This window comes from Pseudomonas sp. QLc11A, assembly GCF_052112305.1.
Classification (GTDB): domain Bacteria; phylum Pseudomonadota; class Gammaproteobacteria; order Pseudomonadales; family Pseudomonadaceae; genus Aquipseudomonas; species Aquipseudomonas laurylsulfatiphila.
The window spans coordinates 171,229-195,876 of record NZ_JAVAJJ010000009.1; the positions used below are offsets into that span (position 1 = coordinate 171,229).

Here is a 24,648-nt window from a genome sequence, read left to right on the forward strand (position 1 = left end):
GGCAGGGGGGCTTTTATTGTCGAAATATGTGGTTGAACCGTTCAACCACAAGCGTTGCCGAGTGGGGTGATCACTCCGGCTTCTGATAGCTGTCGATCACTTCCTGCGCCGCGCGAAACGCATCAATCGCCGCCGGCACGCCGGCATACACCGCGCAATGCAGCAACGCCTCGCGAATTTCCTCCACGGTGCAGCCGTTGTTCAAGGCCCCACGCACGTGACCTTTCAATTCCTGCGGGCACTTGAGCGCGGTCAGGGCGGCGAGGGTGATCAGGCTACGGGTTTTCAGCGGCAGGCCTTCGCGATTCCACACGCCGCCCCAGGCGTGTTCATTGACGAAGTCCTGCAGCGGCTGGGTGAACTCGGTGGCGTTGCCCAGTGCGCGGTCGACGAAGGCGTCGCCCATTACTTGGCGACGAACTTCAACGCCGGTTTTTTTATTCTCGGTCATGGGACTTCCTTCTTATGGTGTTGGCGATGCCAGGCGCGTAGCGACGTGAACAGCAAAAACGCCACCAGCGCCGGCAGGACGAAAAACAGCATCAGGTGTTCCAGCTTGCCGGCCAGTGGCATGCCGGTGGTGAACGACACCACGTGCAGCCCGTACGCCAGGTACAAACCCAGAAACAGCAGGCCTTCGGCGCGGGTCACCCGGTAACCGGAGTAGAACACCGGCAGGCACAGCGCCGCGACGCCGAGCATCACCGGCAGGTCGAAATCCAGGGCATTGGGCGACACCGACAGTGGCGATGGCGCCACCAGGGCAGTAAAGCCGAGCACGCCCAGGAGGTTGAACAGGTTGCTGCCAATCACGTTGCCCACGGCAATATCACGTTCGCCACGCATCGCCGCGATCAACGAAGTGGCGAGCTCAGGCAGTGAGGTGCTGACGGCGACGATGGTCAGGCCGATGATCCGCTCCGACAAACCAAGATCGGTGGCGACCGCAACCGCGGCGCCCAACAGCAAGTGCCCGGCGTACACCAGCATCGCCAGCCCGGCGACGATCATCAGCAGGCTGCTCAGCCATGGCGCTTGCGCATGATGGTCATGGCTCGATACCGGGCGTGCAGAGTGTCGTGACTGGCGCAGCAGCAACCCCAGGTAAATCGCCAGTGCCGTCAGCAGCATCACGCCGTCGACACGGGTCAGTTCTTCATTCCAGGCGAGTACGAACACCAGCAGGCTGGCACCGATCATCAGTGGAATATCCAGGCGCACCAGTTGCCGGGAAACCCGCAAAGGAATGATCAGGGCGGACAGCCCGAGGGTGACGAGGATGTTGAAAATGCTGCTGCCGATCACGCTGCCGACGGCGATGTCGGCATTGTGCGCCAGTGTCGCCTGCAAGCTGACCGCCATTTGCGGTGCGCTGCTGCCGAGGGCGACGATGGTCAGGCCGATGATCAACGGGCGTATGTGCAACCTCGCGGCAATGCGTACGGCGGCGCGCACCATCAATTCGGCGCCGACAATCAGCAGGAGCAATCCGCTGAGCAATTCGATCACGCTGATCAGGGGTAAATCGGCTAGTCCGAAAATGGTCGGGGCTCCATCGCTCAGTCGTCGAGGGCTTGCACGCGAACCCGCGCGGTGCCGCTGCGCAGCATGCCCAGGCGCTCGGCGGCTTCCTTGGACAGGTCGATCAGGCGGCCCCGGGTGTGCGGCCCGCGATCATTGATGCGCACCACGCAGGATTTGTCGTTATTCAGATTGGTGACCTTCACCCGTGTACCGAAGGGTAGCTGGCGATGGGCGGCGGTCATGGAATTCATGTTGAAACGCTCGCCGTTGGCGGTGCGTTTGCCTTGGTGTTTGGCGCCGTAGTACGAAGCCACGCCGGTTTTGTCGTAACCATGCGGATCGACGGTGTCGGTGCTGGCGCAACCGGCCAGGAGCGAGAGGAGGGCGCAGGCGCCAAGCAGATGTTTCATTCGAAGGTTTCCCGAATCAAATGTGGGGGCGGGCTTGTGTGGCGAGGGGGCTTGCCCCCGTTGGGTTGCGAAGCGACCCCAATATCTGAATTCGGGTTCTATCTGACACACCGCGTTTTCAGGTATTGGGACTGCTGCGCAGTCCAACGGGGGCAAGCCCCCTCGCCACAACCTCGCTTCCACAAGGACGGAGCCAGTAATGAATGCTGGCTCCATTTCTATCAGCCTTCGAGCTTGCTTTTGAGCAATTCGTTCACTTGCTGCGGGTTGGCCTTGCCCTTGGAGGCTTTCATGGCCTGGCCGACGAAGAAGCCGAACATCTTGCCGCGCTTGGCTTCGTCTGCCGCGCGATATTGTTCGACCTGCTCGGCGTTGGCCGCGAGCATTTCGTCCAGCACCGCCGAGATCGCGCCAGTGTCGGTCACTTGCTTGAGGCCGCGCTTGTCGATGATCTCGTCCGCGCTGCCTTCGCCGTTCGCCATCGCTTCAAACACTACCTTGGCGATTTTGCCGGAGATGGTGTTGTCCTTGATGCGCAGCAGCATACCGCCCAGAAGCTCGGCGCAAACCGGTGACTGTTCGATGTCCAGGCCTTGCTTGTTGAGCAGGCTGCCCAACTCGACCATCACCCAGTTCGCCGCCAGTTTGGCGTCGCCGCTGATGCTTGCGACCTTCTCGAAGTAGTTCGCCTGCTCGCGGCTGGTGGCCAGCACGTTGGCGTCGTACGCCGACAGGCCGAACTGCGCCTGGAAGCGCTCGCGCTTCTGCGGCGGCAATTCCGGCAGGGTGGCGCGCACGTCGTCGAGGAAGGTGTTTTCGATCACGACTGGCAGCAGGTCCGGATCAGGGAAGTAACGGTAGTCGTTGGCTTCCTCTTTGCTGCGCATCGGACGGGTTTCGTCCTTGTTCGGGTCGTACAGGCGGGTCTGCTGGATCACCTTGCCGCCGTCTTCGATCAGCTCGATCTGACGCTGGATTTCGCTGTTGATCGCTTTTTCGATGAAGCGGAACGAGTTGACGTTCTTGATCTCGCAGCGGGTGCCGAACTCGACCTGGCCTTTCGGACGGATCGATACGTTGCAGTCGCAACGCAACGAGCCTTCGGCCATGTTGCCGTCACAGATGCCCAGGTAGCGCACCAGCGCGTGGATCGCCTTGACGTAAGCCACGGCTTCCTTGGCGCTGCGCATGTCCGGTTCGGAAACGATTTCCAGCAACGGCGTGCCGGCACGGTTCAGGTCGATGCCGCTGGCGCCGCTGAATTCTTCGTGCAGGCTCTTGCCGGCGTCTTCTTCCAGGTGCGCGCGGGTGATGCCGACACGTTTGACCGTGCCGTCTTCCAGGGCGATGTCCAGGTGGCCCTTGCCGACGATCGGCAACTCCATCTGGCTGATCTGGTAGCCCTTGGGCAGGTCCGGGTAGAAGTAGTTTTTACGGGCGAACACGTTGTGCTGGCCGATCTCGGCGTCAATCGCCAGACCGAACATCACCGCCATGCGCACCGCTTCCTGGTTCAGCACCGGCAACACGCCGGGCATGCCCAGGTCTACCAGGCTGGCCTGGGTGTTCGGCTCGGAACCGAACGTGGTGGAACTACCGGAAAAGATTTTCGACCGGGTGGTGAGCTGGGTGTGAATCTCCAGCCCGATCACGACTTCCCATTGCATGTGTGTCTCCTCAGAAGCCGGTTGGGGTGCGGGTGTGCCAGTCAGTGTTGAGCTGATACTGGTGGGCAACGTTCAACAGGCGACCTTCCTGGAAATACGGGGCGAGCAGTTGCACGCCAACCGGCAGACCGTCGACAAAACCGGCCGGCATCGACAGGCCCGGCAGGCCGGCGAGGTTGGCGGTGATGGTGTAGACGTCTTCCAGGTACGCAGCGACCGGGTCGCTGTTCTTGGCGCCGAGCTTCCAGGCCGGGTTCGGCGTGGTTGGGCCGAGGATGATGTCGACCTCATTAAAGGCGGCCATGAAGTCGTTCTTGATCAGGCGACGGATCTTCTGCGCCTTGAGGTAGTAGGCATCGTAGTAACCGGCGGACAGCGCGTAGGCACCGACCATGATCCGGCGCTGCACTTCCGCGCCGAAGCCTTCGCCACGGGAGCGCTTGTACAGGTCTTCCAGGTTTTTCGGGTCTTCGCAGCGATAGCCGAAACGTACGCCGTCGAAACGCGACAGGTTGGAAGAGGCTTCCGCCGGGGCGATTACGTAGTACGCAGGAATCGCGTGCTGCATGTTCGGCAGGCTGATTTCCTTGATCACGGCGCCGAGCTTTTCCAGCTCCTTGATGCTGTTGTGGATCAGTTCGGCAATGCGCGGGTCGAGACCGGCGCTGAAGTATTCCTTCGGTACACCGATGCGCAGGCCTTGCAGCGAGCCGTTGAGGCTGGCGCTGTAGTCCGGCACGGGTTCATCGATGCTGGTGGAGTCGTTCGGATCGAAGCCGGCCATACCTTGCAACAAAATCGCGCAGTCTTCGGCCGTGCGCGCCAACGGTCCGCCCTGATCGAGACTGGAGGCGTAGGCGATCATGCCCCAGCGCGAAACGCGACCGTACGTCGGTTTCAGGCCGGTGAGGTTGGTCAGGGCCGCCGGCTGGCGGATCGAACCACCGGTGTCGGTGCCGGTGGCTGCCGGCAACAGACGAGCGGCCACCGCCGCCGCCGAACCACCGGACGAACCGCCCGGCACGTGTTCCAGGTTCCACGGGTTCTTCACCGCGCCGTAGTAGCTCGACTCGTTGGCCGAACCCATGGCGAATTCGTCCATGTTGGTCTTGCCCAGGGTCACGGCCCCGGCGGCAGCCAGCTTGGCGACGACAGTGGCGTCGTACGGTGCTTTAAAGTTGTCGAGCATCTTCGAGCCGCAACTGGTGCGAATGCCCTGGGTGCAGAACAGGTCTTTGTGGGCGATCGGCGCGCCGAGCAGGGCGCCGCTCTCACCATTGGCCCGGCGGGCGTCAGCGGCTTTCGCCTGCGTCAGCGCCAGGTCTTCGGTGAGGCTGATGAAACTGTTGAGCTGTGGATCGAGCTGGGCGATGCGCGCCAGCAGGACTTTGGTCAGCTCTTCGGAGGAAAACTTTTTATCGGCGAGTCCGCGGGCGATCTCGGCCAGAGTCAATTGATGCATTGCAGGCTCTTTCCCTTTAGTCGATGACTTTCGGAACCAGGTACAGGCCGTTTTCGACCGCTGGTGCGATGGACTGGTAGGCCTCGCGGTTATTGGTCTCGGTCACGACGTCCGCGCGCAGGCGCTGGCTTGCTTCCAGCGGGTGGGCCAGCGGTTCGATACCGTCGGTATTGACCGCCTGCATTTCGTCGACCAGCCCGAGAATGCTGTTGAGGGCCGAAGTGATGTGTGGAAGATCGGCATCATTGAGGCCCAGACAGGCCAGATGAGCGATTTTTTCCACGTCGGAGCGTTCTAGCGCCATTGGGATTCTCCAGTGGAAAACAAAACGGACCGCGTCCGTGTGTTAGATTGTCGGAACACTACCGCACTTCTACGGTCATAAGGCCGCGATTGTGGGGCTTGGTGCACAGAAAAGCGTCCAATTTAACATATTGGCGCCTTGCCCAAAATCCCTGTCGTTGTTAGAGTTTGCCGCACTTTTTTACCCACGCGTTGCCTAGGGTCCCTTTCCCATGTTCAAGAAACTGCGTGGCATGTTTTCCAGCGATCTTTCCATTGACCTGGGCACTGCCAACACCCTTATTTACGTGCGCGAGCGCGGTATCGTCCTGAATGAGCCCTCCGTTGTGGCCATTCGGACACACGGTAACCAGAAAAGTGTCGTTGCTGTAGGCACCGAAGCCAAGCGCATGCTCGGCCGTACTCCGGGCAACATTGCTGCCATTCGTCCGATGAAGGACGGCGTGATCGCCGACTTCAGCGTGTGCGAAAAAATGCTGCAGTATTTTATCAACAAGGTTCACGAAAACAGCTTTCTGCAGCCTAGCCCGCGTGTGTTGATCTGCGTTCCATGCAAATCCACCCAGGTTGAGCGTCGCGCCATCCGCGAATCGGCCCTTGGCGCCGGTGCCCGTGAAGTGTTCCTGATCGAAGAGCCAATGGCCGCTGCGATCGGTGCCGGCCTGCCGGTTGAAGAAGCCCGCGGTTCGATGGTCGTGGATATCGGTGGCGGTACCACCGAAATCGCGCTGATCTCCCTGAACGGTGTGGTTTACGCCGAATCCGTCCGCGTTGGCGGCGACCGCTTCGACGAAGCGATCATCACCTATGTGCGTCGCAACTACGGCAGCCTGATCGGTGAATCCACCGCCGAGCGCATCAAGCAGGAAATCGGCACGGCCTACCCGGGCGGCGAAGTTCGCGAAGTCGACGTTCGTGGCCGTAACCTGGCCGAAGGCGTTCCACGCGCATTCACCCTGAACTCCAACGAAGTGCTGGAAGCTCTGCAAGAGTCCCTGGCAACCATCGTTCAGGCCGTGAAAAGCGCCCTGGAGCAATCGCCTCCGGAACTGGCTTCCGACATCGCCGAGCGCGGCCTGGTACTGACCGGTGGTGGCGCCTTGCTGCGTGACCTGGACAAGTTGCTGGCCCAGGAAACCGGTCTGCCGGTGATCGTTGCCGAAGACCCGCTGACCTGCGTTGCTCGCGGCGGTGGCCGTGCATTGGAAATGATGGATAAACACACCATGGACCTGCTTTCCAGCGAATAAGTCGCCGGATCGCTTCTATGCTGTTGAGCGCGCAGGCGGCACTTTGCAGTGCTGCCTGTTCGCGTTTATCTTCTGTCAGTCTGCATCCAGGCCGGATTGCTGCCGTATGAATAAACAGAACATTTGCCTGGGAGGAGCGGCTTATTAAACCGCTTTTCACCAAGGGCCCTTCATTGGGCGTGCGCCTGTTGGTGCTGGTCGTGCTATCGGTCGCGCTGATGGTGGTCGATGCCCGTTTCAGTCTGCTCAAGCCTGCACGTAGCCAGATGTCGCTGGTGCTGATGGACGCCTACTGGATCACCGACCTGCCCGGACGACTCTGGGACGGCGTTGCCAGTCAGTTTGGCAGCCGGACCGAACTCGTCGCCGAAAACGAGAAACTCAAGACCGAGAACCTGCTGTTGCAGGGGCGCATGCAGAAGCTTGCCGCCCTGACCGAGCAGAACGTTCGGCTGCGTGAGTTGCTCAACTCTTCGGCACTGGTCAACGAGAAGGTCGAAGTGGCCGAGTTGATCGGCATGGACCCCAACCCCTTCACCCATCGCATCATCATCAATAAAGGTGAGCGCGACGGTGTGGTCCTCGGTCAACCGGTACTCGATGCCCGTGGCCTGATGGGCCAGGTGGTCGAGTTGATGCCCTACACCTCCCGCGTCCTGCTGCTGACCGACACCACCCACAGCATTCCGGTGCAGGTGAACCGTAACGGTTTGCGGGCGATCGCCAGTGGCACCGGCAACCCGGAGCGCCTCGAGTTGCGGCATGTGGCCGATACCGCCGACATCAAGGAAGGCGACTTGCTGGTCAGCTCCGGTCTCGGCCAACGTTTTCCGGCCGGGTACCCGGTGGCGACGGTCAAGGAAGTGATTCACGATTCCGGCCAGCCGTTTGCCATTGTCCGAGCCGTTCCAACCGCCGCCTTGAACCGCAGCCGCTACCTGCTGCTGGTATTCAGCGACAACCGGACTGCCGAAGAGCGCGTCAACGCTGCTGCCCAGGCCCAGGAAAGCCTGGATGCACAGGGCGGTGGGCCGACCATTCCGACGACGGTTCCGAAAGTGGTCAGCCCCGCGGTCCCCGCCGCACCGGCCGCTGCACCGGCGATACCTGCCACGGCGGCGCCTGCAGCGACTGCCCCCGCCAAGCCAACCACCACGCCAGCCAAGCCTGCGGCCACGCATCCTGCGGCGGCTAAACCGCCGACGGCGCAACCCGCTGCCGCGAAGCCTGCCGCCAAACCGCCAGTCTCCGCGCCGGCCACTCCAGTGGGGAGAGAATAATGGGCGGTATAAAAGCATCCCGAAACGGCTGGATAGTCTGGCTGACGTTCGCCGTCGGTCTGCTGCTAAGCGTTTCACCTCTGCCGCAATTCATGGAAATACTGCGCCCGCTGTGGCTGGCCTTGTTGCTGGCATTCTGGGCGCTGAACCTGCCGCAGACCGTCGGGATGGTGACGGCGTTCTGTCTGGGGCTGGCTGAAGACGTGCTCTACGGTACCTTGCTGGGTCAGAACGCCTTGATCCTGACGCTCATCACCTATCTGGTGCTGGCGCTGCAACAACGCTTGCGGATGTTCCCGATGTGGCAGCAGAGTCTGGTGATCCTGGTGATCTTCGGCCTCGCCCAGCTGGTACAACTCTGGCTGAGTGCCTTGACCGGCAATCGTCAGCCGACGCTGGCGCTGGTGCTGCCGGCACTGGTCAGTGCATTGCTCTGGCCCTGGATCAGTTTCGGTTTGCGCGGATTGCGTCGACGCTACAAAATCAATTAATTCGCTCAGGCATTAGACAGGGAGAGGTCTTGATGAAACGGTTGTACCTCGCCTCTGGCTCGCCACGCCGGCGTGAATTGCTCACGCAGATCGGCGTTCCGTTCTCCGCCGTCAGTGCGGACATCGATGAAACTCCTATAGATCAAGAATCCCCGTCGGCCTATGTCGAGCGTCTGGCGCGCGGCAAGGCCGAGGCCGGGCGTGGCAGCGTAGTGTCTGACGAGCCGTTCTGCGTGCTCGGTGCCGACACCGCCGTGGTGCTTGATGGAAAAATTCTCGGCAAACCGGTTGATCAAGCGGATGCCTGCGCCATGCTGATGATGTTGTCAGGGTGTGAGCATGAAGTCCTGACCGCGATTGCGGTACTTGATGGCGAGCGTTGCGAATCCCGGGTTGTCACCAGTCGCGTGCGTTTTCGGGATATCAGTCGCGATGAAGCCGTGGCCTACTGGGCCAGCGGAGAACCACAGGACAAGGCGGGCGGTTATGGCATTCAAGGACTGGGTGCGGTGTTTGTCGCCGGGCTCAATGGAAGTTATTCAGCGGTGGTTGGACTGCCGCTTTGCGAAACCGCGGAACTGCTCGGCCATTTCGGCATACCCTGTTGGCAAACCCGGAACGCACACTAAGCAACGTTCTGAACAGATGCGGCCATTATCGTGAACATGCCTGAACGAGACCCTGCCATGAGTGAAGAGATCCTGATCAACATCACGCCGATGGAGTCGCGCGTGGCGGTGGTCGAAAACGGTGTCCTGCAAGAGGTCCACGTCGAGCGTACGCAAAAGCGCGGGATCGTCGGCAACATCTATAAAGGCAAAGTCGTGCGGGTATTGCCGGGGATGCAGGCGGCATTCGTCGATATCGGCCTGGACCGTGCGGCGTTCATTCATGCGTCGGAAATTTCCCTGCGCGAAGGCCCTGCGGTCGAGAGCATCAGCGCACTGGTGCACGAAGGCCAGAGCCTGGTGGTGCAAGTGACCAAGGACCCGATCGGTTCCAAAGGCGCACGCCTGACCACCCAGCTTTCGATCCCTTCGCGCTACCTGGTGTACATGCCGCGCACGGCCCATGTCGGGATTTCCCTGAAGATCGAAGATGAAGCCGAGCGCGAACGCCTCAAGCAAGTGGTCACCGATTGCGTGGCCAAAGAAGGTATCAAGGAGGCCGGCGGTTTCATCCTGCGTACGGCAGCCGAAGGCGCCGGCGCCGATGAAATCCTCATGGACATCCGCTACCTGCGAAGGCTCTGGGATCAGATCAGCGCCCAGATCAAAACCATCAGCGCGCCCAGCGTGATCTATGAAGACCTCGGTCTGGCGCTGCGCACCCTGCGTGACCTGGTCAGCCCGAAAATCGAGAAGATCCGCATCGACTCCCGGGAAACTTTCCAGAAGACCACGCAATTCGTCGCCGAATTGATGCCGGAGATTGCCGACCGTCTGGAGCATTACCCGGGCGAGCGGCCGATTTTCGACCTGTATGGCGTCGAAGACGAAATCCAGAAGGCCCTTGAACGCAAGGTCCCGCTCAAGTCCGGCGGATATCTGGTGGTTGATCCGGCGGAAGCCATGAGCACCATCGACGTCAATACCGGGGCGTTCGTCGGCCATCGCAACCTCGAAGAAACCATCTTCAAGACCAACCTCGAAGCCGCGACGGCCATCGCCCGTCAATTGCGCCTGCGCAACCTCGGCGGGATCATCATCATCGACTTCATCGACATGGAAGATGAAGAGCACCAGCGTCAGGTGCTGCGCACGCTCGAGAAGCAACTGGAGCGCGATCACGCCAAGACCAACATCATCGGTATCACCGAGTTGGGCCTGGTGCAGATGACCCGCAAGCGCACCCGCGAAAGCCTTGAGCAAGTCTTGTGCGAGCCGTGCAACGCCTGTCAGGGCCGCGGCAAGCTCAAGACGCCGGAAACCGTGTGCTACGAAATCTTTCGTGAAATCCTGCGTGAGGCTCGCGCCTATCAGGCGGAGGGCTATCGTGTATTGGCCAACCAGAAAGTTGTCGACCGCCTGCTCGACGAAGAGTCAGGCAACGTCGCCGAGCTGGAAGGGTTTATCGGGCGCACTATCCGATTCCAGGTCGAAACCATGTATTCCCAGGAACAATACGACGTGGTGCTGCTCTGAAGCGTTTCGTTGTGATTTTTCGAGAATGGCTGGCCTCAGCTTTTTGCAAGACTTTTGCCATGGGGGCCATCTGACATGGACCGTCTGACACGCATTTTGGCCGCACTGACCCGCTGGGGTCTGGGCCTGTGCGCGTTGGTTTTGGTGTTGATGGCACTCTACGTCAGCCTTGGCCGGGAGCTGACTCCGCTAGTCGCCGAGTACCGTGCCGAAATCGAAACCAAAGCCAGCGATGCCTTGGGCATGCCGCTGCAAATCGGCGAACTGGAAGGCAATTGGCGTGGATTCGCGCCCATATTGATGGCGCACGACGTGACCGTCGGCGAAGGCGCCAATGCCCTGCACCTGGATCAGGTGCGCGCGGTGCCGGACCTTTGGGCCAGTCTGCTGGCACGTGAAGTACGCATTGCTCATCTGGAACTCAGCGGCCTGAAGATCAGCGTCAAGGAGGGCGACGACGGTCAATGGGCGCTCGAAGGTTTGCCGGTGCAACAGGATCAACCGATCGATCCGCAACAGTTGCTCGATCGCATGCAGATGATCCAGCAACTGTCGGTACTCGACAGCCAGGTGACCTTGCAGCCGTTTGCACAGTCGCCGCTGACCCTGACCTATGTCGGCCTGAATCTGAAAACCGGTGCGTCACGGCAGCGGCTCGACGCCCGCCTGACCCTGCCCGACGGCCAGCCTGTGGCCATGAGCCTGCGTACCCGCATTCGAGCCAGCCAATGGCAGGACGGTGAAGCCGAGTTCTACCTGAGCCTGCCGCAAAGCGACTGGTCGAAGTGGCTTCCCGAGCGCGTCAGCCAGCAATGGAATTTCTCCGAGATCAAGGCCGGCGGCGAGCTGTGGCTGACCTGGGGCAAAGGCGTCTTGCAAAGCGCGGCAGTGCGCTTGAACGCGCCACAACTCAAGGGCGCCTACGCCGAGCGCAAGCCGATCCAGATCAACAACCTGGCGCTCAATGCTTACTTCCTGCGCAGTGCCGAAGGCATGCAGGTGACCCTGGATTCCCTGGCAATGAACTTCGGCGACGTCCGCTGGGAAACGCGTTTGCAGCTCAAGCAAAGCGCTGCCACCGACAAGACCGAAGAACTCTGGCATCTACAGGCCGACCGGGTCGACCTGACCCCGCTCACACCGCTGCTAAATGCCCTGGCGCCGTTTCCGAAAGGCTTTGCCACCGTTGTCGAGCGGCTCAAGGTGAAGGGCGGACTGCGCAATGTATTGATCGACGTGCGACCCAATGCCACCGACGACAGCAAGTTCAGCTTTGCCGCCAACCTCGACCAGGTGGGCTTCGATGCCTATCACGGTGCACCGGCGGCGCGAAATGTCAGCGGCAGCATCAGCGGTGACCTGGGGCATGGCGAACTGCGTATGGACAGCAAGGATTTCATGCTGCACCTGGACCCGATTTTCGCCAAGCCATGGCAGTACATTCAGGCCAATGCGCAGCTGACCTGGAAACTCGACAAAGAAGGTTTCACTCTGATTGCGCCGTATCTGAAGGTGCTGGGCGAGGAGGGCAAGATTGCCGGTGACTTCCTGATTCGCCTGCATTTCGATGACACCCAGGAAGACTACATGGACCTGCGGGTTGGCCTGGTGGACGGCGACGGTCGCTACACCGCCAAGTACCTGCCGGCAGTACTCAGCCCGGCGCTGGATGAATGGCTGCGCACGGCGATTCTCAAGGGTGCGGTGGATCAAGGCTTCTTCCAGTATCAAGGGTCGCTCAGCCACGGTGCCGCAGACGTCGATCGCAGCATCAGCCTGTACTTCAAGGTTCACGATGCCGAGCTGGCCTTCCAGCCGGGCTGGCCCCATGTCAGCAAGGTCAGCGGCGATGTGTTTGTCGAAGACAGTGGCGTGCGGATCCTGGCCAGCAAAGGCCAGTTGCTCGACACCCAGGTCAGCGATATTTACGTCAACATTCCCCATGCGCCTGCCGGGCAGAACGTTCATTTGTTCCTCGATGGCGGATTTGCCGGTGGTTTGGGCGATGGCCTGAAAATCCTTCAGGAAGCGCCGATAGGCACCGGGGCGACCTTTGCCGGCTGGGAAGGCGAGGGTGAGTTGACAGGCAAGTTGAAGCTGGATATTCCGCTGGCAAAAGGCGAGGAACCGAAGATCCTCGTCGACTTCAAGACCGCCAAGGCGCGCTTGAAACTCGCCGAACCGGTGCTGGAGCTGACCCAGCTCAAAGGTGACTTCCGTTTCGACAGCGCCAAAGGCCTGAGCGGGCATAACATCAGCGCCCGGGCATTTGACAAGCCGGTCACTGCACAGATTTTTGCCGATGGCAGCCCGGGTAAGCTCAATACCCGGGTGGCCGCGTCGGGCCAGGTCGAGGTCAAGAAACTGACCGACTGGCTGAAGGTGACCCAGCCTCTGCCGGTGAGCGGCGTGATCCCTTATCACCTGCAACTGACCCTCGATGGCCCCGACAGCCAATTGCTGGTCAACTCCAACCTCAAGGGCGTGGCGGTCGATTTGCCTGCGCCCTTCGGCATGGCCGCCGATGCCGGGCGCGACACGACGTTTCGCATGACGTTGCAGGGCGACGAGCGGCGCTATTGGGTCAACTACGGGGATCTGGCGAGTTTCACGTTTGCGGCCCCGGCCAGCAATTTCGCCGAGGGTCGCGGGGACTTGTTCCTCGGCGGCGGCGAGGCCGTGTTGCCGGGTACCAAAGGCCTGCGGGTACGGGGCGTGTTGTCCGAGCTGGACGTAGGACCGTGGAAGGATCTGGTGGATAAATACGCCGGGCAGGACCCCGGCGGCAGCGCCAAGCAATTGCTCAGCGGTGCGGATTTCAAGGTGGGCAAGCTCAGCGGTATCGGCACCACGCTTGATCAGGCTTCGATCCAGCTGGCGCGCAAACCTTCCGCCTGGGCGCTGCAACTCGACAGCGAGCAGATCAAGGGCAGCGCCAACCTGCCCGACTCGAAGGCCACGCCAATCGCGATCAATCTGCAAACCGTGCGCCTGCCGGCACCGGATCCGACCGTACTGGCCGATGAAAACTCGCCGGATCCGCTGGCGTCGGTCGACCCGACGAAAATCCCCGCGATGGACATCACGATCAATCAGTTATTCCAGGGCCAGGATCTGGTCGGTATCTGGTCGCTGAAGGTTCGCCCGACGCCCAGGGGCATTGTGTTCAACTCGCTGGATCTGGGGCTCAAGGGCATGCTGCTGGTGGGCAGTGGTGGCTGGGAAGGCGTACCCGGCGCCAGCAACAGCTGGTACAAGGGCCGCATCAGCGGCAAGAACCTGGCCGATGTGCTCAAGGGCTGGGGCTTTGCGCCGAGCGTCACCAGCCGGGACTTTTATATGGATGTCGATGGCCGGTGGCCCGGTTCGCCGGCGTGGGTGGCGACCAAGCGTTTCTCCGGTTCGCTCGATGCGACACTCAATCAGGGCCAGTTCGTCGAAGTCGAAGGCAGTGCCCAGGCGCTGCGGGTTTTTGGTTTGCTCAACTTCAACTCCATCGGCCGACGCCTGCGTCTGGACTTCTCCGACCTGTTCGGCAAAGGCCTGAGTTATGACCGGGTCAAGGGGCTGCTGGTCGGGACGAATGGTGTGTATGTCACCCGTCAACCGATCCAGCTGACTGGCCCATCGAGCACCATCGAACTTGATGGCACGCTGAACATGGTGGCCGATCAGATCGATGCGAAACTGATGGTGACCTTGCCGGTGACCAATAACCTGCCCATTGCCGCGCTGATCGTCGGTGCGCCGGCGGTCGGCGGGGCACTGTTCCTGATCGACAAGCTGATCGGTGACCGGGTCTCCCGTTTCGCCAGTGTGAAGTACAGCGTCAAAGGGCCGTGGAAAGAACCGAAAATCACCTTCGACAAGGCTTTTTGAAAAACCATCCTTCGGGCCTATGGAGTAGCATGACCATTGCGGCTCGCCCCCCTGTAGGAGCGAGCTTGCTCCGGGCGGCGTTCCGACGATGAGTTTGAATGCGACGCGTTTTTTCAGACAACCTGCGTCATCGTTCACGTCCATCGCGAGCAAGCTCGCTCCTACAAGGTCTGTGTTGATTTCAATAAGGAAAAGGCCATGTCTGTAGCGGTGATTCAAATGGTCAGCCAGAGCGATGTGCTGGCCAATCTGGCCCAGGCCCGTCGACTGCTCGAACAAGCGGCTGCCGGCGGCGCGAAACTCGCGGTATTGCCGGAAAATTTCGCCGCCATGGGCCGGCGCGACGTTGCCGACATCGGGCGCGCCGAAGCGCTGGGCGAAGGCCCGATCCTGCCCTGGTTGAAACAGACCGCACGTGACCTCAAGTTATGGATAGTGGCCGGCACGTTGCCGTTACCGCCGGTGGATCAGCCGACGGCGAAGGCGCACGCCTGTTCGTTGCTGATCGATGAACATGGCGAAACGGTGGCGCGCTACGACAAGCTGCACCTGTTTGACGTGGACGTGGCGGACAATCGTGGTCGTTACCGTGAGTCCGATGACTATGCTTATGGCAGCGGTATGGTCGTGGCGGACACACCGGTTGGCCGGGTCGGCCTGACGGTCTGCTATGACCTGCGCTTTCCCGAACTGTACAGCGAACTGCGCGCTGCCGGCGCGGAACTGATTACCGCGCCCTCGGCCTTCACGGCGGTGACCGGCGCGGCGCATTGGGATGTGCTGATTCGTGCGCGGGCCATCGAGACCCAATGTTATGTGCTCGCGGCTGCCCAGGGCGGCACGCATCCGGGGCCGCGGGAAACCTTCGGGCATGCCGCCATCGTCGACCCGTGGGGGCGTGTGCTGGCACAACAGGATCAAGGCGAGGCCGTGCTGCTGGCCGAACGCGACAGCAGCGAACAGGCGTCCATCCGGGCGCGGATGCCGGTGTCCAGTCACCGGCGCTTTTTCTCGCAGGGCGCCCAGCGGCCTGCATCAGAAACACGAATTTAAGGCGTAAAGCATATGAGCGAGTTGTTGTCCTCAGTCAGTGAACACCTGCTGGCGCCCGGTGGCGTCACGATCGAGAGCCTGCAAGGCGTGCTCGGCGATCTGGCCGGGCCGGGCATCGATGCCGCCGACCTGTATTTCCAGGGGCAGATCTCCGAATCCTGGGCGCTGGAAGACGGCATCGTCAAGGAAGGCAGCTTCAACCTTGACCAAGGTGTCGGTGTGCGTGCGCAATCGGGTGAGAAAACCGGTTTTGCCTACAGCAATGCCATCACCCTTGAAGCCCTGGGCGCGGCGGCGCGTGCCGCCCGTTCGATTTCCCGGGCCGGGCAGCACGGTACGGTGCAGGCATTCACCAGTCAGGATGTCGCGCAGCTGTATGCGCCGGACAACCCCCTGGAAGTGCTGACCCGTGCCGAAAAGGTCGATTTGCTCAAGCGCGTCGACGCCGCGACCCGGGCACTTGACCCACGTATCCAGCAGGTCACCGTGAGCATGGCCGGTGTCTGGGAGCGGATTCTGGTGGCGTCCACCGACGGTGGCCTGGCGGCGGATGTACGTCCGCTGGTGCGTTTCAACGTCAGCGTGATCGTCGAGCAGAACGGTCGCCGCGAGCGCGGCGGTCATGGCGGCGGCGGTCGGACCGATTACCGTTATTTCCTCGCTGAAGACCGCGCCATGGGCTATGCCCGTGAAGCGTTGCGCCAGGCGCTGGTCAACCTTGAAGCCATTCCGGCTCCTGCCGGTACCTTGCCGGTGGTACTCGGCTCCGGCTGGTCGGGCGTGCTACTGCACGAAGCCGTCGGTCATGGTCTGGAAGGCGACTTCAACCGCAAGGGCAGTTCGGCTTATAGCGGGCGCATGGGCGAAATGGTTGCCTCCAAGCTATGTACCATCGTCGATGACGGCACCCTGGCCGGTCGTCGCGGTTCGTTGAGCGTCGATGACGAGGGTACGCCGACAGAGTGCACCACGCTGATCGAAAACGGCGTACTCAAGGGCTACATGCAGGACAAGCTCAACGCCCGCTTGATGGGTGTGGCCCGCACCGGCAACGGTCGTCGCGAGTCTTACGCGCACCTGCCGATGCCGCGCATGACCAACACCTACATGCTCGCCGGTGAAAGCGATCCGCAAGAAATCATCGCCTCGGTGAAACGCGGCATATATTGCGCCAACCTCGGCGGCGGTCAGGTGGACATCACCAGCGGCAAGTTCGTGTTCTCCACCAGCGAGGCGTACCTGATCGAGGACGGCAAGATTACTGCTCCGGTCAAGGGCGCGACCCTGATCGGCAACGGGCCGGAAGCCATGAGCAAGGTGTCGATGGTCGGAAATGATCTGTCGCTGGACAGCGGCGTGGGCACATGTGGCAAGGATGGGCAGTCGGTGCCGGTGGGTGTCGGCCAGCCAACGCTGAAGATTGATGCGATCACCGTGGGTGGCACGGGGTCGTAAGGAGATACACCGCCTTTGCAGGAGCTGCCGAAGGCTGCGATCTTTGCTTTTTCAAGATCAAAAGATCGCAGCCTGCGGCAGCTCCTACAGAGGACTCGATGACTTAACGCAGTCCGCGTTGAGTCTCGTCCAGCTCACGGATGTACTTGAAGATTTTACGGCTGGAAGCAGGAGGCTTGTTTTGCGCAACCTCATGCTGGGCCTGACGGATCAGGGAGCGCAGTTGCTGGCGATCCGCGTCGGGATATTCGACGACGAATTTTTCCAGTACGGCGTCGTCACCGGCAATCAGACGATCGCGCCAGCGTTCCAGGTTATGGAAGCGTTCGTTGTATTGACGGGTGGAGGCATCGAGTTGATCGAGCAGAACCAGAATCGCGTCAGTGTCCTGATCGCGCATCAGTTTGCCGATGAACTGAAGGTGCCGTTTGCGCGCGATGTTCGCGGTGTGCTTGGGCGCATCGGCCAGGGCCCGGCGCAATCCGTCGGTCAATGGCAGTTTGTTGAGCAAGTCAGGCTTGAGCGTTGTAAGGCGCTCGCCGAGGTCAACCAGAGCATGCAGCTCGCGTTTGACCTGGGATTTGCTTTTTTCTCCCGTATCGAGGGAGTCGTCGTAAGAATCAACCATGGTGGCAGTCCGCAAAGAAACGCCGCCATGATAACCAGTCGGGGGCCGCTTGTCCGGCCCGGTCGCTCGATGACCGTTACCGAAAGCAGAATTTGAGTGGAGAACAGCATGAGTGCAGTTGAAAGCGTCGGCCCACAAGCATTGCCGGCACTGCAGGAACAGGTCGAGCAGATCATCGCTGAAGCCAGGCGCCAGGGGGCCAGCGCCTGTGAAGTGGCCGTCTCCCTGGAGCAGGGCCTTTCGACGTCGGTGCGCCAGCGTGAAGTCGAAACGGTCGAATTCAACCGCGACCAGGGTTTTGGCATCACCCTGTACGTAGGCCAGCGCAAGGGCTCGGCCAGCACGTCGGCCAGCGGTCCGGAAGCGATTCGCGAAACGGTGGCCGCTGCTCTGGCTATCGCCAAACACACCTCGGAAGACGAAGCCTCGGGCCTGGCGGATGCCGCGTTGATGGCGCGGGATCTTCAGGATTTCGACCTGTTTCACCAGTGGGACATCACGCCGGAGCAAGCCATTGAGCAGGCCCTGGCCTGTGAAGCCGCAGCGTTTGCCGCCGACAGCCGGATCAAGAACGCCGACGGTACCACCCTCAGCACCCATCAGGGCTGCCGCGTTTATGGCAACAGTCACGGGTTTATCGGTGGTTATGCGTCGACTCGCCACAGCCTCAGTTGCGTGATGATTGCCGAAGCGGACGGCCAGATGCAGCGTGATTACTGGTACGACGTGAACCGTCAGGGCAACTTGCTGGCCGATCCGGTGAGCATCGGCCAGCGTGCCGCGCAACGGGCGGCGAGCCGCCTGGGCGCGCGCCCGGTGCCGACCTGTGAGGTTCCGGTGCTGTTTTCCGCAGAATTGGCGGGTGGCCTGTTCGGCAGTTTCCTGTCGGCGATTTCCGGCGGCAGCCTGTATCGCAAGTCGTCGTTCCTTGAGGGCACGCTGGGGCAGAAGCTGTTTCCGGAGTGGCTGACCATCGACGAGCGCCCACACTTGATGCGTGCCATGGGCAGCGCGGCGTTCGATGGTGATGGTCTGGCAACCTACGCCAAACCGTTCGTCGAAAAGGGTGAGTTGGTGTCGTACATCCTCGGCACCTACTCCGGCCGCAAGCTCGGCATGCCGAGCACCGCCAATGCCGGCGGCGTGCACAACCTGTTCGTCACCCATGGCGATGAAGATCAGGCGGCCTTGCTGCGGCGCATGGGGCGCGGGCTGTTGGTGACTGAACTGATGGGGCAGGGCTTGAACATGGTGACCGGTGACTATTCCCGCGGCGCGGCGGGTTTCTGGGTCGAGAACGGCGAAATCCAGTTCGCGGTCCAGGAAGTGACCATTGCGGGCAACATGCGCGACATGTTCAAACAGATCGTCGCCGTGGGTAATGATCTTGAGTTGCGTAGCAACATTCGTACAGGCTCGGTGCTGATCGAGCGGATGACGGTGGCAGGCAGCTAAGCCTCCCCGTTACACAAAAAGCGCGCCACCCATCGGGTGGCGCGCTTTTTTTAAGTCAAAAGATCTTTATTCGCCTTCGTCGAAGAAGTTGTTGATCAACGCGACCAGCGCATCCAGGGCTTCCTGTTCCCGCTCGCCTTCTGTGCTCAAGTGGATCGTGGTGCCCTTGCCAGCGGCCAGCATCATCATCGCCATGATGCTTTTGCCATCGACCATGGACTCTGGTGTGCGACCGGCCCGGATCTGGCACGGGAACTGACCCGCGACCCCAACGAATTTTGCAGAAGCGCGGGCGTGCAGGCCCAGTTTATTGATGATTTCGATTTCCAGAGCAGGCATCGCGATGTGAATCCTTTAGCTGAGGTCGCGGTGGCGAACCTGGACGTTCTTCAGGGTTTTTTGCAGCGCCTGCCCCAGGCGCTCGGTCAGGTAGACGGAGCGGTGATGTCCGCCAGTGCAGCCAATGGCAATGGTGACGTAGGCGCGGTTGCTGGCGGCAAAACGAGGCAGCCACTTTAGCAGGTATGTGGAAATGTCCTGAAACATCTCTTCGACATCCGGTTGTGCCGCCAGGTAGTCGGCAACCGGTTGATCGAGCCCGGACTGCTCGCGCAATTCCGGTTTCCAGTAAGGGTTGGGCAGGCAACGCACATCGAACACCAGGTCGGCGTCCACCGGCATGCCACGCTTGAACCCGAAGGACTCCACCAGGAACGCAGTACCGGGTTCTGGCTGGTTCAACAGGCGCAGCTTGATGGTGTCGCGCAGTTGATAGAGGTTCAGGCTGGTGGTGTTGATCTTGAGATCGGCGAGGTCGGCAATCGGCCCGAGCAGGACGCTCTCGACGTTGATGGCTTCGGCCAGCGAGCGGTTGGCGTTGCTCAGGGGGTGACGCCGGCGGGTTTCCGAGAAGCGCTTGAGCAGGGTTTCTTCGTCGGCGTCCAGGTACAGGACATCGCACTGGATGTGGCGGCTGCGGACTTCTTCGAGCAGTTCGGGGAAGCGTGACAGGTGGCTGGGCAGGTTGCGGGCGTCAATGGAAACGGCCACCAGCGGCTGCATCAGCTCGGTATGAATCAACGCTCGTTCGGCCAGTTCCGGCAGCAGGCCGGCAGGCAGATTGTCGATGCAGTAGTAGCCGTTGTCCTCAAGAACATTGAGGGCGGTGCTTTTACCCGAGCCGGAACGGCCACTGACGATGATCAAGCGCATGATTACTGACCGTTTTGCTCGTCCAGGACAACCTGATACAGGGCTTCGTTGCTTGCGGCATTACGCAGTTTTTCGCGAACGTCCTTGCGGTCAAGCATGCTGGCGATCTGTCGCAGCAGCTCAAGGTGCGCATCGGTAGCGGCTTGCGGGACCAGCAGAACGAACAGCAGGTCAACCGGCGCGCCGTCGATGGCGTCGAAATCGATTGGGGCGTCCAGGTGCATCAATGCACTGATGGGCGATACACACCCCTTGAGACGGCAGTGTGGAATAGCGATGCCGTTGCCAAAACCGGTGGAGCCGAGTTTTTCACGGGCAATCAGCGCCTCGAAGACATCTTGCATCTCCAGATCCGGCACTTCTTTGTGGATAAGGTTGGCAATTTGTTCGAGGGCTTTCTTTTTACTGCCGCCCGGCACGTTCACCAGGGAACGGCCGGGGGTCAGGATACTTTCAAGTCGGATCATGGGTTGGGAGTGTTAACGACCGGTTGCGCCCTGAAGGAGGCTCTGGGTCTTTTCCTTATGCTTTTTGAGTTGTTTATCCAGCTTGTCGGTGAGTGCATCGATCGCAGCGTACATATCGGTATGTTCCGCATTGGCGACCACTTCATTCCCGGGAATATGCAGCGTGGCTTCGATTTTCTGCTTCAGCTTCTCGACGGTCATCGTGACCTGCACGTTAGTGATCTTGTCGAAATGTCGCTCCAATCGTTCGAGTTTTTCGCCGATGTAGGTGCGAAGAGGTTCGGTCACTTCCAGTTGGTGTCCACTGATGTTGACTTGCATACAGCTTCTCCTTCGTTGCCAGTGCATAAAGCGGTAGATCAGATGATCTACCACTGGAACGCTGTGGCGTGGCTCTACATCAACCGCTTGCGTTCGCTCGAAGGCGCGATCCCGAGGGATTCGCGGTACTTGGCGACGGTGCGGCGAGCCACCTGAATGCCTTGTGCCTCCAGTAAACCAGCGATCTTGCTGTCACTCAACGGCTTTTTCTGATTTTCCGCGGCAACCAGCTTTTTGATGATCGCCCGGATCGCCGTGGACGAGCATTCGCCGCCTTCGGAGGTGCTTACGTGACTGGAAAAAAAGTATTTCAGTTCATAAATGCCCCGGGGGGTGTGCATGAACTTCTGGGTCGTTACCCGTGAAATAGTCGACTCATGCATGCCGACCGCTTCGGCGATGTCATGCAGGACCAGCGGCTTCATGGCTTCGTCGCCATATTCAAGGAACCCGCGCTGATGCTCCACGATCTGGGTGGCAACCTTCATCAGGGTTTCATTGCGGCTCTGCAGGCTCTTGATGAACCAGCGGGCCTCCTGCAACTGATTGCGCATGAACGTGTTGTCGGCGCTGGTATCGGCGCGGCGCACAAAACCGGCGTACTGGGCGTTGACCCGCAGCCGTGGCACCGACTCCTGATTCAGCTCTACCAGCCAGCGCTCGTTGTCCTTGCGTACGATGACGTCAGGAACGACGTACTCGGCTTCGGTGGACTCGATTTGCGAGCCCGGGCGCGGGTTGAGGCTCTGGACCAGCTCTATGACCTGGCGCAGCTCATCTTCCTTGAGCTTCATGCGACGCATCAGCTGGCTGTAGTCGCGGCTGCCCAGCAGGTCGATGTAATCGGTGACAAGGCGCTTGGCTTCGGCCAGCCAAGGGGTCTTGGCGGGCAACTGGCGCAATTGCAGCAGCAGGCATTCGCCCAGATTGCGTGCGCCGATGCCGGCCGGCTCGAATTGCTGGATGCGGTGCAGGACGGCTTCGATTTCGTCCAGTTCGATGTCCAGTTCCGGATCGAAGGCTTCGAGGATTTCCTCGAGGGTTTCGTCCAGGTAGCCCTGATTGTTGATGCAGTCGATCAGGGTCACGGCGATCAGGCGATCGGTGTCGGACATCGGAGCCAGGTTCAGTTGCCACAGCAAGTGGCTTTGCAGGCTTTCACCGGCCGAGGTGCGGGTGGTGAAGTCCCACTCGTCATCGTCATTGCTGGGCAGGCTGCTGGCGCTGGTCTGGTAAACGTCTTCCCACGCGGTGTCGACGGGGAGTTCATTGGGGATGCGCTCGTTCCAGTCACCCTCATCGAGGTTGTCAACCGTCGGGGCGCTTTCCTGGTAGGAGGGTTCCTGGATATCGGTGTTGGGCTTTTGTTCGGCGTTGTCGGCCAAGGGGTCGGAATTGTCGAAGTCGTCGCCTTCTTCCTGGCGTTCGAGCATCGGATTGGACTCCAGGGCCTCCTGGATTTCCTGTTGCAGGTCCAGGGTCGACAATTGGAGCAGGCGGATGGCCTGTTGCAGCTGAGGTGTCATCGTCAGCTGCTGGCCCATTCTCAAGACTAGCGATGGTTTCATGGCAGGGGCTTAACACCTTATTCGCCGGCGCACATGCGCCATCCACTACAGGGCGCCGGGGCGCCAAACATAAGCAAATTATATGCCTGAAACTGAAGGATTTGCCTAGAGCGCTGTAACAATAAAAAACTATAAATTTGTGTTGCGGTGCTGCCCATGTTGGGGGCTGAACGCGCAGGTTCGCATCAGGCACCGATGAATCGCGAGACTGGTGCCCGGGCACCTGCCTGGGCACAGCTCAGCGTTTACAGGCGGAACTCATGGCCCAGGTAGACTTCCTTCACCAGGTCGTTGGCCAGGATAGTCTCTGCGTCACCTTCGGCAATCAGTTGGCCGTCATTGACGATATAGGCGGTTTCACAGATATCCAGGGTTTCACGAACGTTGTGGTCCGTGATCAGCACGCCAATGCCTTTGGCCTTGAGGTGGTAAATGATCTGTTTGATGTCGCCGACCGAAATCGGGTCCACGCCGGCGAACGGTTCATCGAGGAGGATGAATTTCGGGTTGGTGGCCAGGGCGCGGGCGATTTCCACGCGGCGGCGCTCACCACCGGACAGACTCATGCCGAGGTTGTCGCGGATGTGGCTGATGTGGAACTCCTGCAGCAGGCTTTCCAGCTCCTTGCGACGACCGGCCTTGTCGAGCTCCTTGCGGGTCTCGAGGATGGCCATGATGTTGTCGGCCACCGACAGTTTGCGGAAGATCGATGCTTCTTGCGGCAAATAGCCGATACCGGCTTTTGCACGGCCGTGCATCGGCTGGTGGCTGACGTCCAGGTCATCGATCAGGACGCGGCCCTGGTCGGCTTGCACCAGGCCGACGATCATGTAGAAGCAGGTGGTCTTGCCGGCGCCGTTCGGGCCAAGCAGGCCGACGATCTGACCGCTGTCGATGGACAGGCTGACATCACGCACGACCTGGCGGCTCTTGTAGCTCTTGGCCAGATGCTGAGCTTTCAGAGTTGCCATTACTGGGCCTTATTCTCGTCGGTTTTCTTCTTCGGCTGGATCACCATGTCGATGCGCGGACGCGACTCGGTCACCTTGCTGCCGGTGGCGCGCCCGGCGCTGGCCAGCTTTTTCTCGGTGTCGTAGACGATTTTCTCGCCTTGGGTGACGTTGTTGTCCTTGTCGACAACCTTGGCCTTGTCGATCAACACGACGCGATTTTGCGTGGCGTGATACTGGATCGTCACGCCCCAACCCTGAACAGGCTTGGTATCGCCGGCCGTTTGCAGTTGTTCGAAGTACGCCAGGTTACCCACTGAGGTCACTACGTCAATGTCGCCAGTCGGGGTGCGGGTGATGGTAACGGTGTTGCCTGTCACCTTCATCGAACCTTGGGTGATGATCACGTCACCCTTATAGGTGGCAATACCTTGCTTGTCGTCCAGTTGGGCGTCGTCGGCTTGAATGCGGATAGGCTGCTCTTGATCGTTCGGCAGAGCCCAGGCACTCACGCTTCCCAGTGCTGCGCCCAGACTGAGCAAAATCGGGAGGGTTTTAACGAGCCTCATACTGTCCTCTTACGTTCGATAGCAGGTGTATCCTGCTTTCTTTCAAATACGCTTTCATTCCCTTGCCAGTCGATACACCGCCAGCGCCGTCGATTCTAACGTCTTGCTCGGTCTGCGCATATTGCTGCTGTGGGAACACGGTCATGCGGGTGCTGGTGATCAGGGTCTTGCGGTTTTTCTCATCGAAGCGCGTGATGCGCACGTCATCGATCAGCTCGACCTGTGTGCCGTCAGGGTTGACCTCGCCGCGCAGGCTCTGGACGTGCCACGGGTACTCAGTGCCGCGGAACACGTTCAGGTCGGGGTTGGTCAGCAGTGTCACCTCGGTCGCCTTCAAGTGCTCGACCTTGTCGGACACCAGATCATATTGCAGCTTGCCGTCCGGCAGGTACTGCACGCTGTGGGCGTTGATGGCGTAATAGTCGATCGCGCTTTCATCGACCGGCGTTACCGGCTTGTCGAGGAAGCGTTCCGGGCTGATGTTCCAGTAGCCAACCGCGGCGAATATCGCCGCGATGCAACTGTATATCAGGGTGTTGCGAAATTTTTTGCTCAGCATA

Annotated in this window: 24 protein-coding genes; 9 read left to right on the forward strand and 15 right to left on the reverse strand. The window is 60.5% G+C overall.

Annotated features, from left to right (window positions below):
- Positions 1–70 precede the first annotated feature (70 nt).
- The 6 genes from Q8X48_RS15365 to gatC all read right to left on the reverse strand — a co-directional run bounded on the left by Q8X48_RS15365 (position 71) and on the right by gatC (position 5,367).
- Complete coding sequence (locus Q8X48_RS15365; RefSeq protein WP_007976475.1) at positions 71–451, reverse strand: carboxymuconolactone decarboxylase family protein; 381 nt, start codon at positions 449–451, stop codon at positions 71–73.
- Positions 448–1,509 carry a calcium/sodium antiporter gene (locus Q8X48_RS15370; RefSeq protein ID WP_102674665.1) on the reverse strand — a complete coding sequence of 354 codons (1,062 nt, stop codon included), beginning with the start codon at positions 1,507–1,509 and terminating at the stop codon, positions 448–450. The genes Q8X48_RS15365 and Q8X48_RS15370 overlap by 4 nt, the downstream gene beginning before the upstream one ends.
- A 50-nt stretch (positions 1,510–1,559) precedes the next feature.
- Positions 1,560–1,934 (reverse strand): septal ring lytic transglycosylase RlpA family protein, encoded by a 375-nt coding sequence (locus Q8X48_RS15375; protein ID WP_407800857.1) that lies wholly within the window; start codon positions 1,932–1,934, stop codon positions 1,560–1,562.
- Between the two features lie 221 nt (positions 1,935–2,155).
- Positions 2,156–3,601, reverse strand: coding sequence for an Asp-tRNA(Asn)/Glu-tRNA(Gln) amidotransferase subunit GatB (gatB, locus tag Q8X48_RS15380; RefSeq protein ID WP_407800858.1), 1,446 nt, complete (start codon positions 3,599–3,601; stop codon positions 2,156–2,158).
- 10 nt (positions 3,602–3,611) lie between these two features.
- A complete protein-coding gene (gene gatA / locus Q8X48_RS15385; protein WP_007976467.1) occupies positions 3,612–5,063 on the reverse strand; it encodes an Asp-tRNA(Asn)/Glu-tRNA(Gln) amidotransferase subunit GatA in 1,452 nt (483 codons plus the stop codon).
- Between the two features lie 16 nt (positions 5,064–5,079).
- Positions 5,080–5,367 carry an Asp-tRNA(Asn)/Glu-tRNA(Gln) amidotransferase subunit GatC gene (gene gatC / locus Q8X48_RS15390; RefSeq protein WP_007976465.1) on the reverse strand — a complete coding sequence of 96 codons (288 nt, stop codon included), beginning with the start codon at positions 5,365–5,367 and terminating at the stop codon, positions 5,080–5,082.
- A gap of 211 nt (positions 5,368–5,578) precedes the next feature.
- On the opposite strand from gatC, the gene mreB reads away from it, so the two are divergent.
- The 8 genes from mreB to tldD all read left to right on the forward strand — a co-directional run bounded on the left by mreB (position 5,579) and on the right by tldD (position 16,918).
- A complete protein-coding gene (gene mreB, locus Q8X48_RS15395; protein ID WP_002555108.1) occupies positions 5,579–6,616 on the forward strand; it encodes a rod shape-determining protein MreB in 1,038 nt (345 codons plus the stop codon).
- A 143-nt stretch (positions 6,617–6,759) separates the two neighbouring features.
- A complete protein-coding gene (gene mreC, locus Q8X48_RS15400) occupies positions 6,760–7,896 on the forward strand; it encodes a rod shape-determining protein MreC (protein WP_407800892.1) in 1,137 nt (378 codons plus the stop codon).
- Entirely contained in the window at positions 7,896–8,387 is a 492-nt protein-coding gene (mreD, locus tag Q8X48_RS15405; RefSeq protein WP_407800859.1) for a rod shape-determining protein MreD, read from the forward strand. Before mreC ends, mreD begins: the two co-directional genes overlap by 1 nt.
- A 32-nt stretch (positions 8,388–8,419) precedes the next feature.
- Positions 8,420–9,016, forward strand: coding sequence for a Maf family protein (locus Q8X48_RS15410; RefSeq protein WP_126049268.1), 597 nt, complete (start codon positions 8,420–8,422; stop codon positions 9,014–9,016).
- A 57-nt stretch (positions 9,017–9,073) separates the two neighbouring features.
- On the forward strand, positions 9,074–10,531 hold the full coding sequence (gene rng / locus Q8X48_RS15415; RefSeq protein ID WP_007970246.1) for a ribonuclease G: 1,458 nt from the start codon (positions 9,074–9,076) through the stop codon (positions 10,529–10,531).
- A gap of 75 nt (positions 10,532–10,606) precedes the next feature.
- Positions 10,607–14,410, forward strand: a complete 3,804-nt coding sequence (locus Q8X48_RS15420) for a YhdP family protein (protein WP_407800860.1) — start codon at positions 10,607–10,609, stop codon at positions 14,408–14,410.
- Between the two features lie 198 nt (positions 14,411–14,608).
- Positions 14,609–15,463: a carbon-nitrogen hydrolase family protein gene (locus Q8X48_RS15425; RefSeq protein ID WP_407800861.1), complete on the forward strand. Its 855-nt coding sequence runs from the start codon at positions 14,609–14,611 to the stop codon at positions 15,461–15,463.
- 12 nt (positions 15,464–15,475) lie between these two features.
- Positions 15,476–16,918, forward strand: a complete 1,443-nt coding sequence (tldD, locus tag Q8X48_RS15430) for a metalloprotease TldD (protein WP_015093492.1) — start codon at positions 15,476–15,478, stop codon at positions 16,916–16,918.
- 103 nt (positions 16,919–17,021) lie between these two features.
- Here tldD and yjgA read toward each other — a convergent pair whose 3' ends face one another.
- Complete coding sequence (gene yjgA, locus Q8X48_RS15435; protein ID WP_007970253.1) at positions 17,022–17,546, reverse strand: ribosome biogenesis factor YjgA; 525 nt, start codon at positions 17,544–17,546, stop codon at positions 17,022–17,024.
- A gap of 108 nt (positions 17,547–17,654) precedes the next feature.
- On the opposite strand from yjgA, the gene pmbA reads away from it, so the two are divergent.
- Positions 17,655–19,001 (forward strand): metalloprotease PmbA, encoded by a 1,347-nt coding sequence (pmbA, locus tag Q8X48_RS15440; protein ID WP_126049274.1) that lies wholly within the window; start codon positions 17,655–17,657, stop codon positions 18,999–19,001.
- Positions 19,002–19,067: 66 nt separating this feature from the next.
- Here the strand turns inward: pmbA and Q8X48_RS15445 are convergent, their stop codons facing one another.
- From Q8X48_RS15445 to lptC, 8 genes are all read right to left on the reverse strand, one after another.
- Positions 19,068–19,340 carry an HPr family phosphocarrier protein gene (locus Q8X48_RS15445; protein WP_015093494.1) on the reverse strand — a complete coding sequence of 91 codons (273 nt, stop codon included), beginning with the start codon at positions 19,338–19,340 and terminating at the stop codon, positions 19,068–19,070.
- 15 nt (positions 19,341–19,355) lie between these two features.
- On the reverse strand, positions 19,356–20,213 hold the full coding sequence (rapZ, locus tag Q8X48_RS15450) for an RNase adapter RapZ (protein ID WP_407800862.1): 858 nt from the start codon (positions 20,211–20,213) through the stop codon (positions 19,356–19,358).
- 2 nt (positions 20,214–20,215) lie between these two features.
- Positions 20,216–20,680: a PTS IIA-like nitrogen regulatory protein PtsN gene (ptsN, locus tag Q8X48_RS15455; RefSeq protein WP_007970260.1), complete on the reverse strand. Its 465-nt coding sequence runs from the start codon at positions 20,678–20,680 to the stop codon at positions 20,216–20,218.
- A gap of 12 nt (positions 20,681–20,692) precedes the next feature.
- The gene (gene hpf, locus Q8X48_RS15460; protein WP_007941242.1) at positions 20,693–21,001 is read right to left on the reverse strand and encodes a ribosome hibernation-promoting factor, HPF/YfiA family; all 309 of its coding nucleotides are present in this window, start codon (positions 20,999–21,001) and stop codon (positions 20,693–20,695) included.
- A 74-nt stretch (positions 21,002–21,075) separates the two neighbouring features.
- Positions 21,076–22,569: an RNA polymerase factor sigma-54 gene (locus tag Q8X48_RS15465; protein ID WP_015093497.1), complete on the reverse strand. Its 1,494-nt coding sequence runs from the start codon at positions 22,567–22,569 to the stop codon at positions 21,076–21,078.
- A 245-nt stretch (positions 22,570–22,814) separates the two neighbouring features.
- Positions 22,815–23,540, reverse strand: a complete 726-nt coding sequence (gene lptB / locus Q8X48_RS15470) for an LPS export ABC transporter ATP-binding protein (RefSeq protein ID WP_007970262.1) — start codon at positions 23,538–23,540, stop codon at positions 22,815–22,817.
- Entirely contained in the window at positions 23,540–24,088 is a 549-nt protein-coding gene (gene lptA / locus Q8X48_RS15475; protein WP_095965892.1) for a lipopolysaccharide transport periplasmic protein LptA, read from the reverse strand. The genes lptB and lptA overlap by 1 nt, the downstream gene beginning before the upstream one ends.
- The gene (lptC, locus tag Q8X48_RS15480; protein ID WP_126049278.1) at positions 24,075–24,647 is read right to left on the reverse strand and encodes an LPS export ABC transporter periplasmic protein LptC; all 573 of its coding nucleotides are present in this window, start codon (positions 24,645–24,647) and stop codon (positions 24,075–24,077) included. Before lptC ends, lptA begins: the two co-directional genes overlap by 14 nt.
- Position 24,648 lies beyond the last annotated feature (1 nt).

Coding starts and splice junctions, on each gene's coding strand:
- Q8X48_RS15365 (WP_007976475.1), bottom strand. CDS start 451: ATGACCGAGAATAAAAAAACCGGCGTTGAAGTTCGTCGCCAAGTAATG.
- Q8X48_RS15375 (WP_407800857.1), bottom strand. CDS start 1,934: ATGAAACATCTGCTTGGCGCCTGCGCCCTCCTCTCGCTCCTGGCCGGT.
- gatB (WP_407800858.1), bottom strand. CDS start 3,601: ATGCAATGGGAAGTCGTGATCGGGCTGGAGATTCACACCCAGCTCACC.
- gatA (WP_007976467.1), bottom strand. CDS start 5,063: ATGCATCAATTGACTCTGGCCGAGATCGCCCGCGGACTCGCCGATAAA.
- gatC (WP_007976465.1), bottom strand. CDS start 5,367: ATGGCGCTAGAACGCTCCGACGTGGAAAAAATCGCTCATCTGGCCTGT.
- mreB (WP_002555108.1), top strand. CDS start 5,579: ATGTTCAAGAAACTGCGTGGCATGTTTTCCAGCGATCTTTCCATTGAC.
- mreD (WP_407800859.1), top strand. CDS start 7,896: ATGGGCGGTATAAAAGCATCCCGAAACGGCTGGATAGTCTGGCTGACG.
- Q8X48_RS15410 (WP_126049268.1), top strand. CDS start 8,420: ATGAAACGGTTGTACCTCGCCTCTGGCTCGCCACGCCGGCGTGAATTG.
- rng (WP_007970246.1), top strand. CDS start 9,074: ATGAGTGAAGAGATCCTGATCAACATCACGCCGATGGAGTCGCGCGTG.
- Q8X48_RS15420 (WP_407800860.1), top strand. CDS start 10,607: ATGGACCGTCTGACACGCATTTTGGCCGCACTGACCCGCTGGGGTCTG.
- Q8X48_RS15425 (WP_407800861.1), top strand. CDS start 14,609: ATGTCTGTAGCGGTGATTCAAATGGTCAGCCAGAGCGATGTGCTGGCC.
- tldD (WP_015093492.1), top strand. CDS start 15,476: ATGAGCGAGTTGTTGTCCTCAGTCAGTGAACACCTGCTGGCGCCCGGT.
- yjgA (WP_007970253.1), bottom strand. CDS start 17,546: ATGGTTGATTCTTACGACGACTCCCTCGATACGGGAGAAAAAAGCAAA.
- pmbA (WP_126049274.1), top strand. CDS start 17,655: ATGAGTGCAGTTGAAAGCGTCGGCCCACAAGCATTGCCGGCACTGCAG.
- Q8X48_RS15445 (WP_015093494.1), bottom strand. CDS start 19,340: ATGCCTGCTCTGGAAATCGAAATCATCAATAAACTGGGCCTGCACGCC.
- rapZ (WP_407800862.1), bottom strand. CDS start 20,213: ATGCGCTTGATCATCGTCAGTGGCCGTTCCGGCTCGGGTAAAAGCACC.
- ptsN (WP_007970260.1), bottom strand. CDS start 20,680: ATGATCCGACTTGAAAGTATCCTGACCCCCGGCCGTTCCCTGGTGAAC.
- hpf (WP_007941242.1), bottom strand. CDS start 21,001: ATGCAAGTCAACATCAGTGGACACCAACTGGAAGTGACCGAACCTCTT.
- Q8X48_RS15465 (WP_015093497.1), bottom strand. CDS start 22,569: ATGAAACCATCGCTAGTCTTGAGAATGGGCCAGCAGCTGACGATGACA.
- lptB (WP_007970262.1), bottom strand. CDS start 23,540: ATGGCAACTCTGAAAGCTCAGCATCTGGCCAAGAGCTACAAGAGCCGC.
- lptA (WP_095965892.1), bottom strand. CDS start 24,088: ATGAGGCTCGTTAAAACCCTCCCGATTTTGCTCAGTCTGGGCGCAGCA.
- lptC (WP_126049278.1), bottom strand. CDS start 24,647: ATGCTGAGCAAAAAATTTCGCAACACCCTGATATACAGTTGCATCGCG.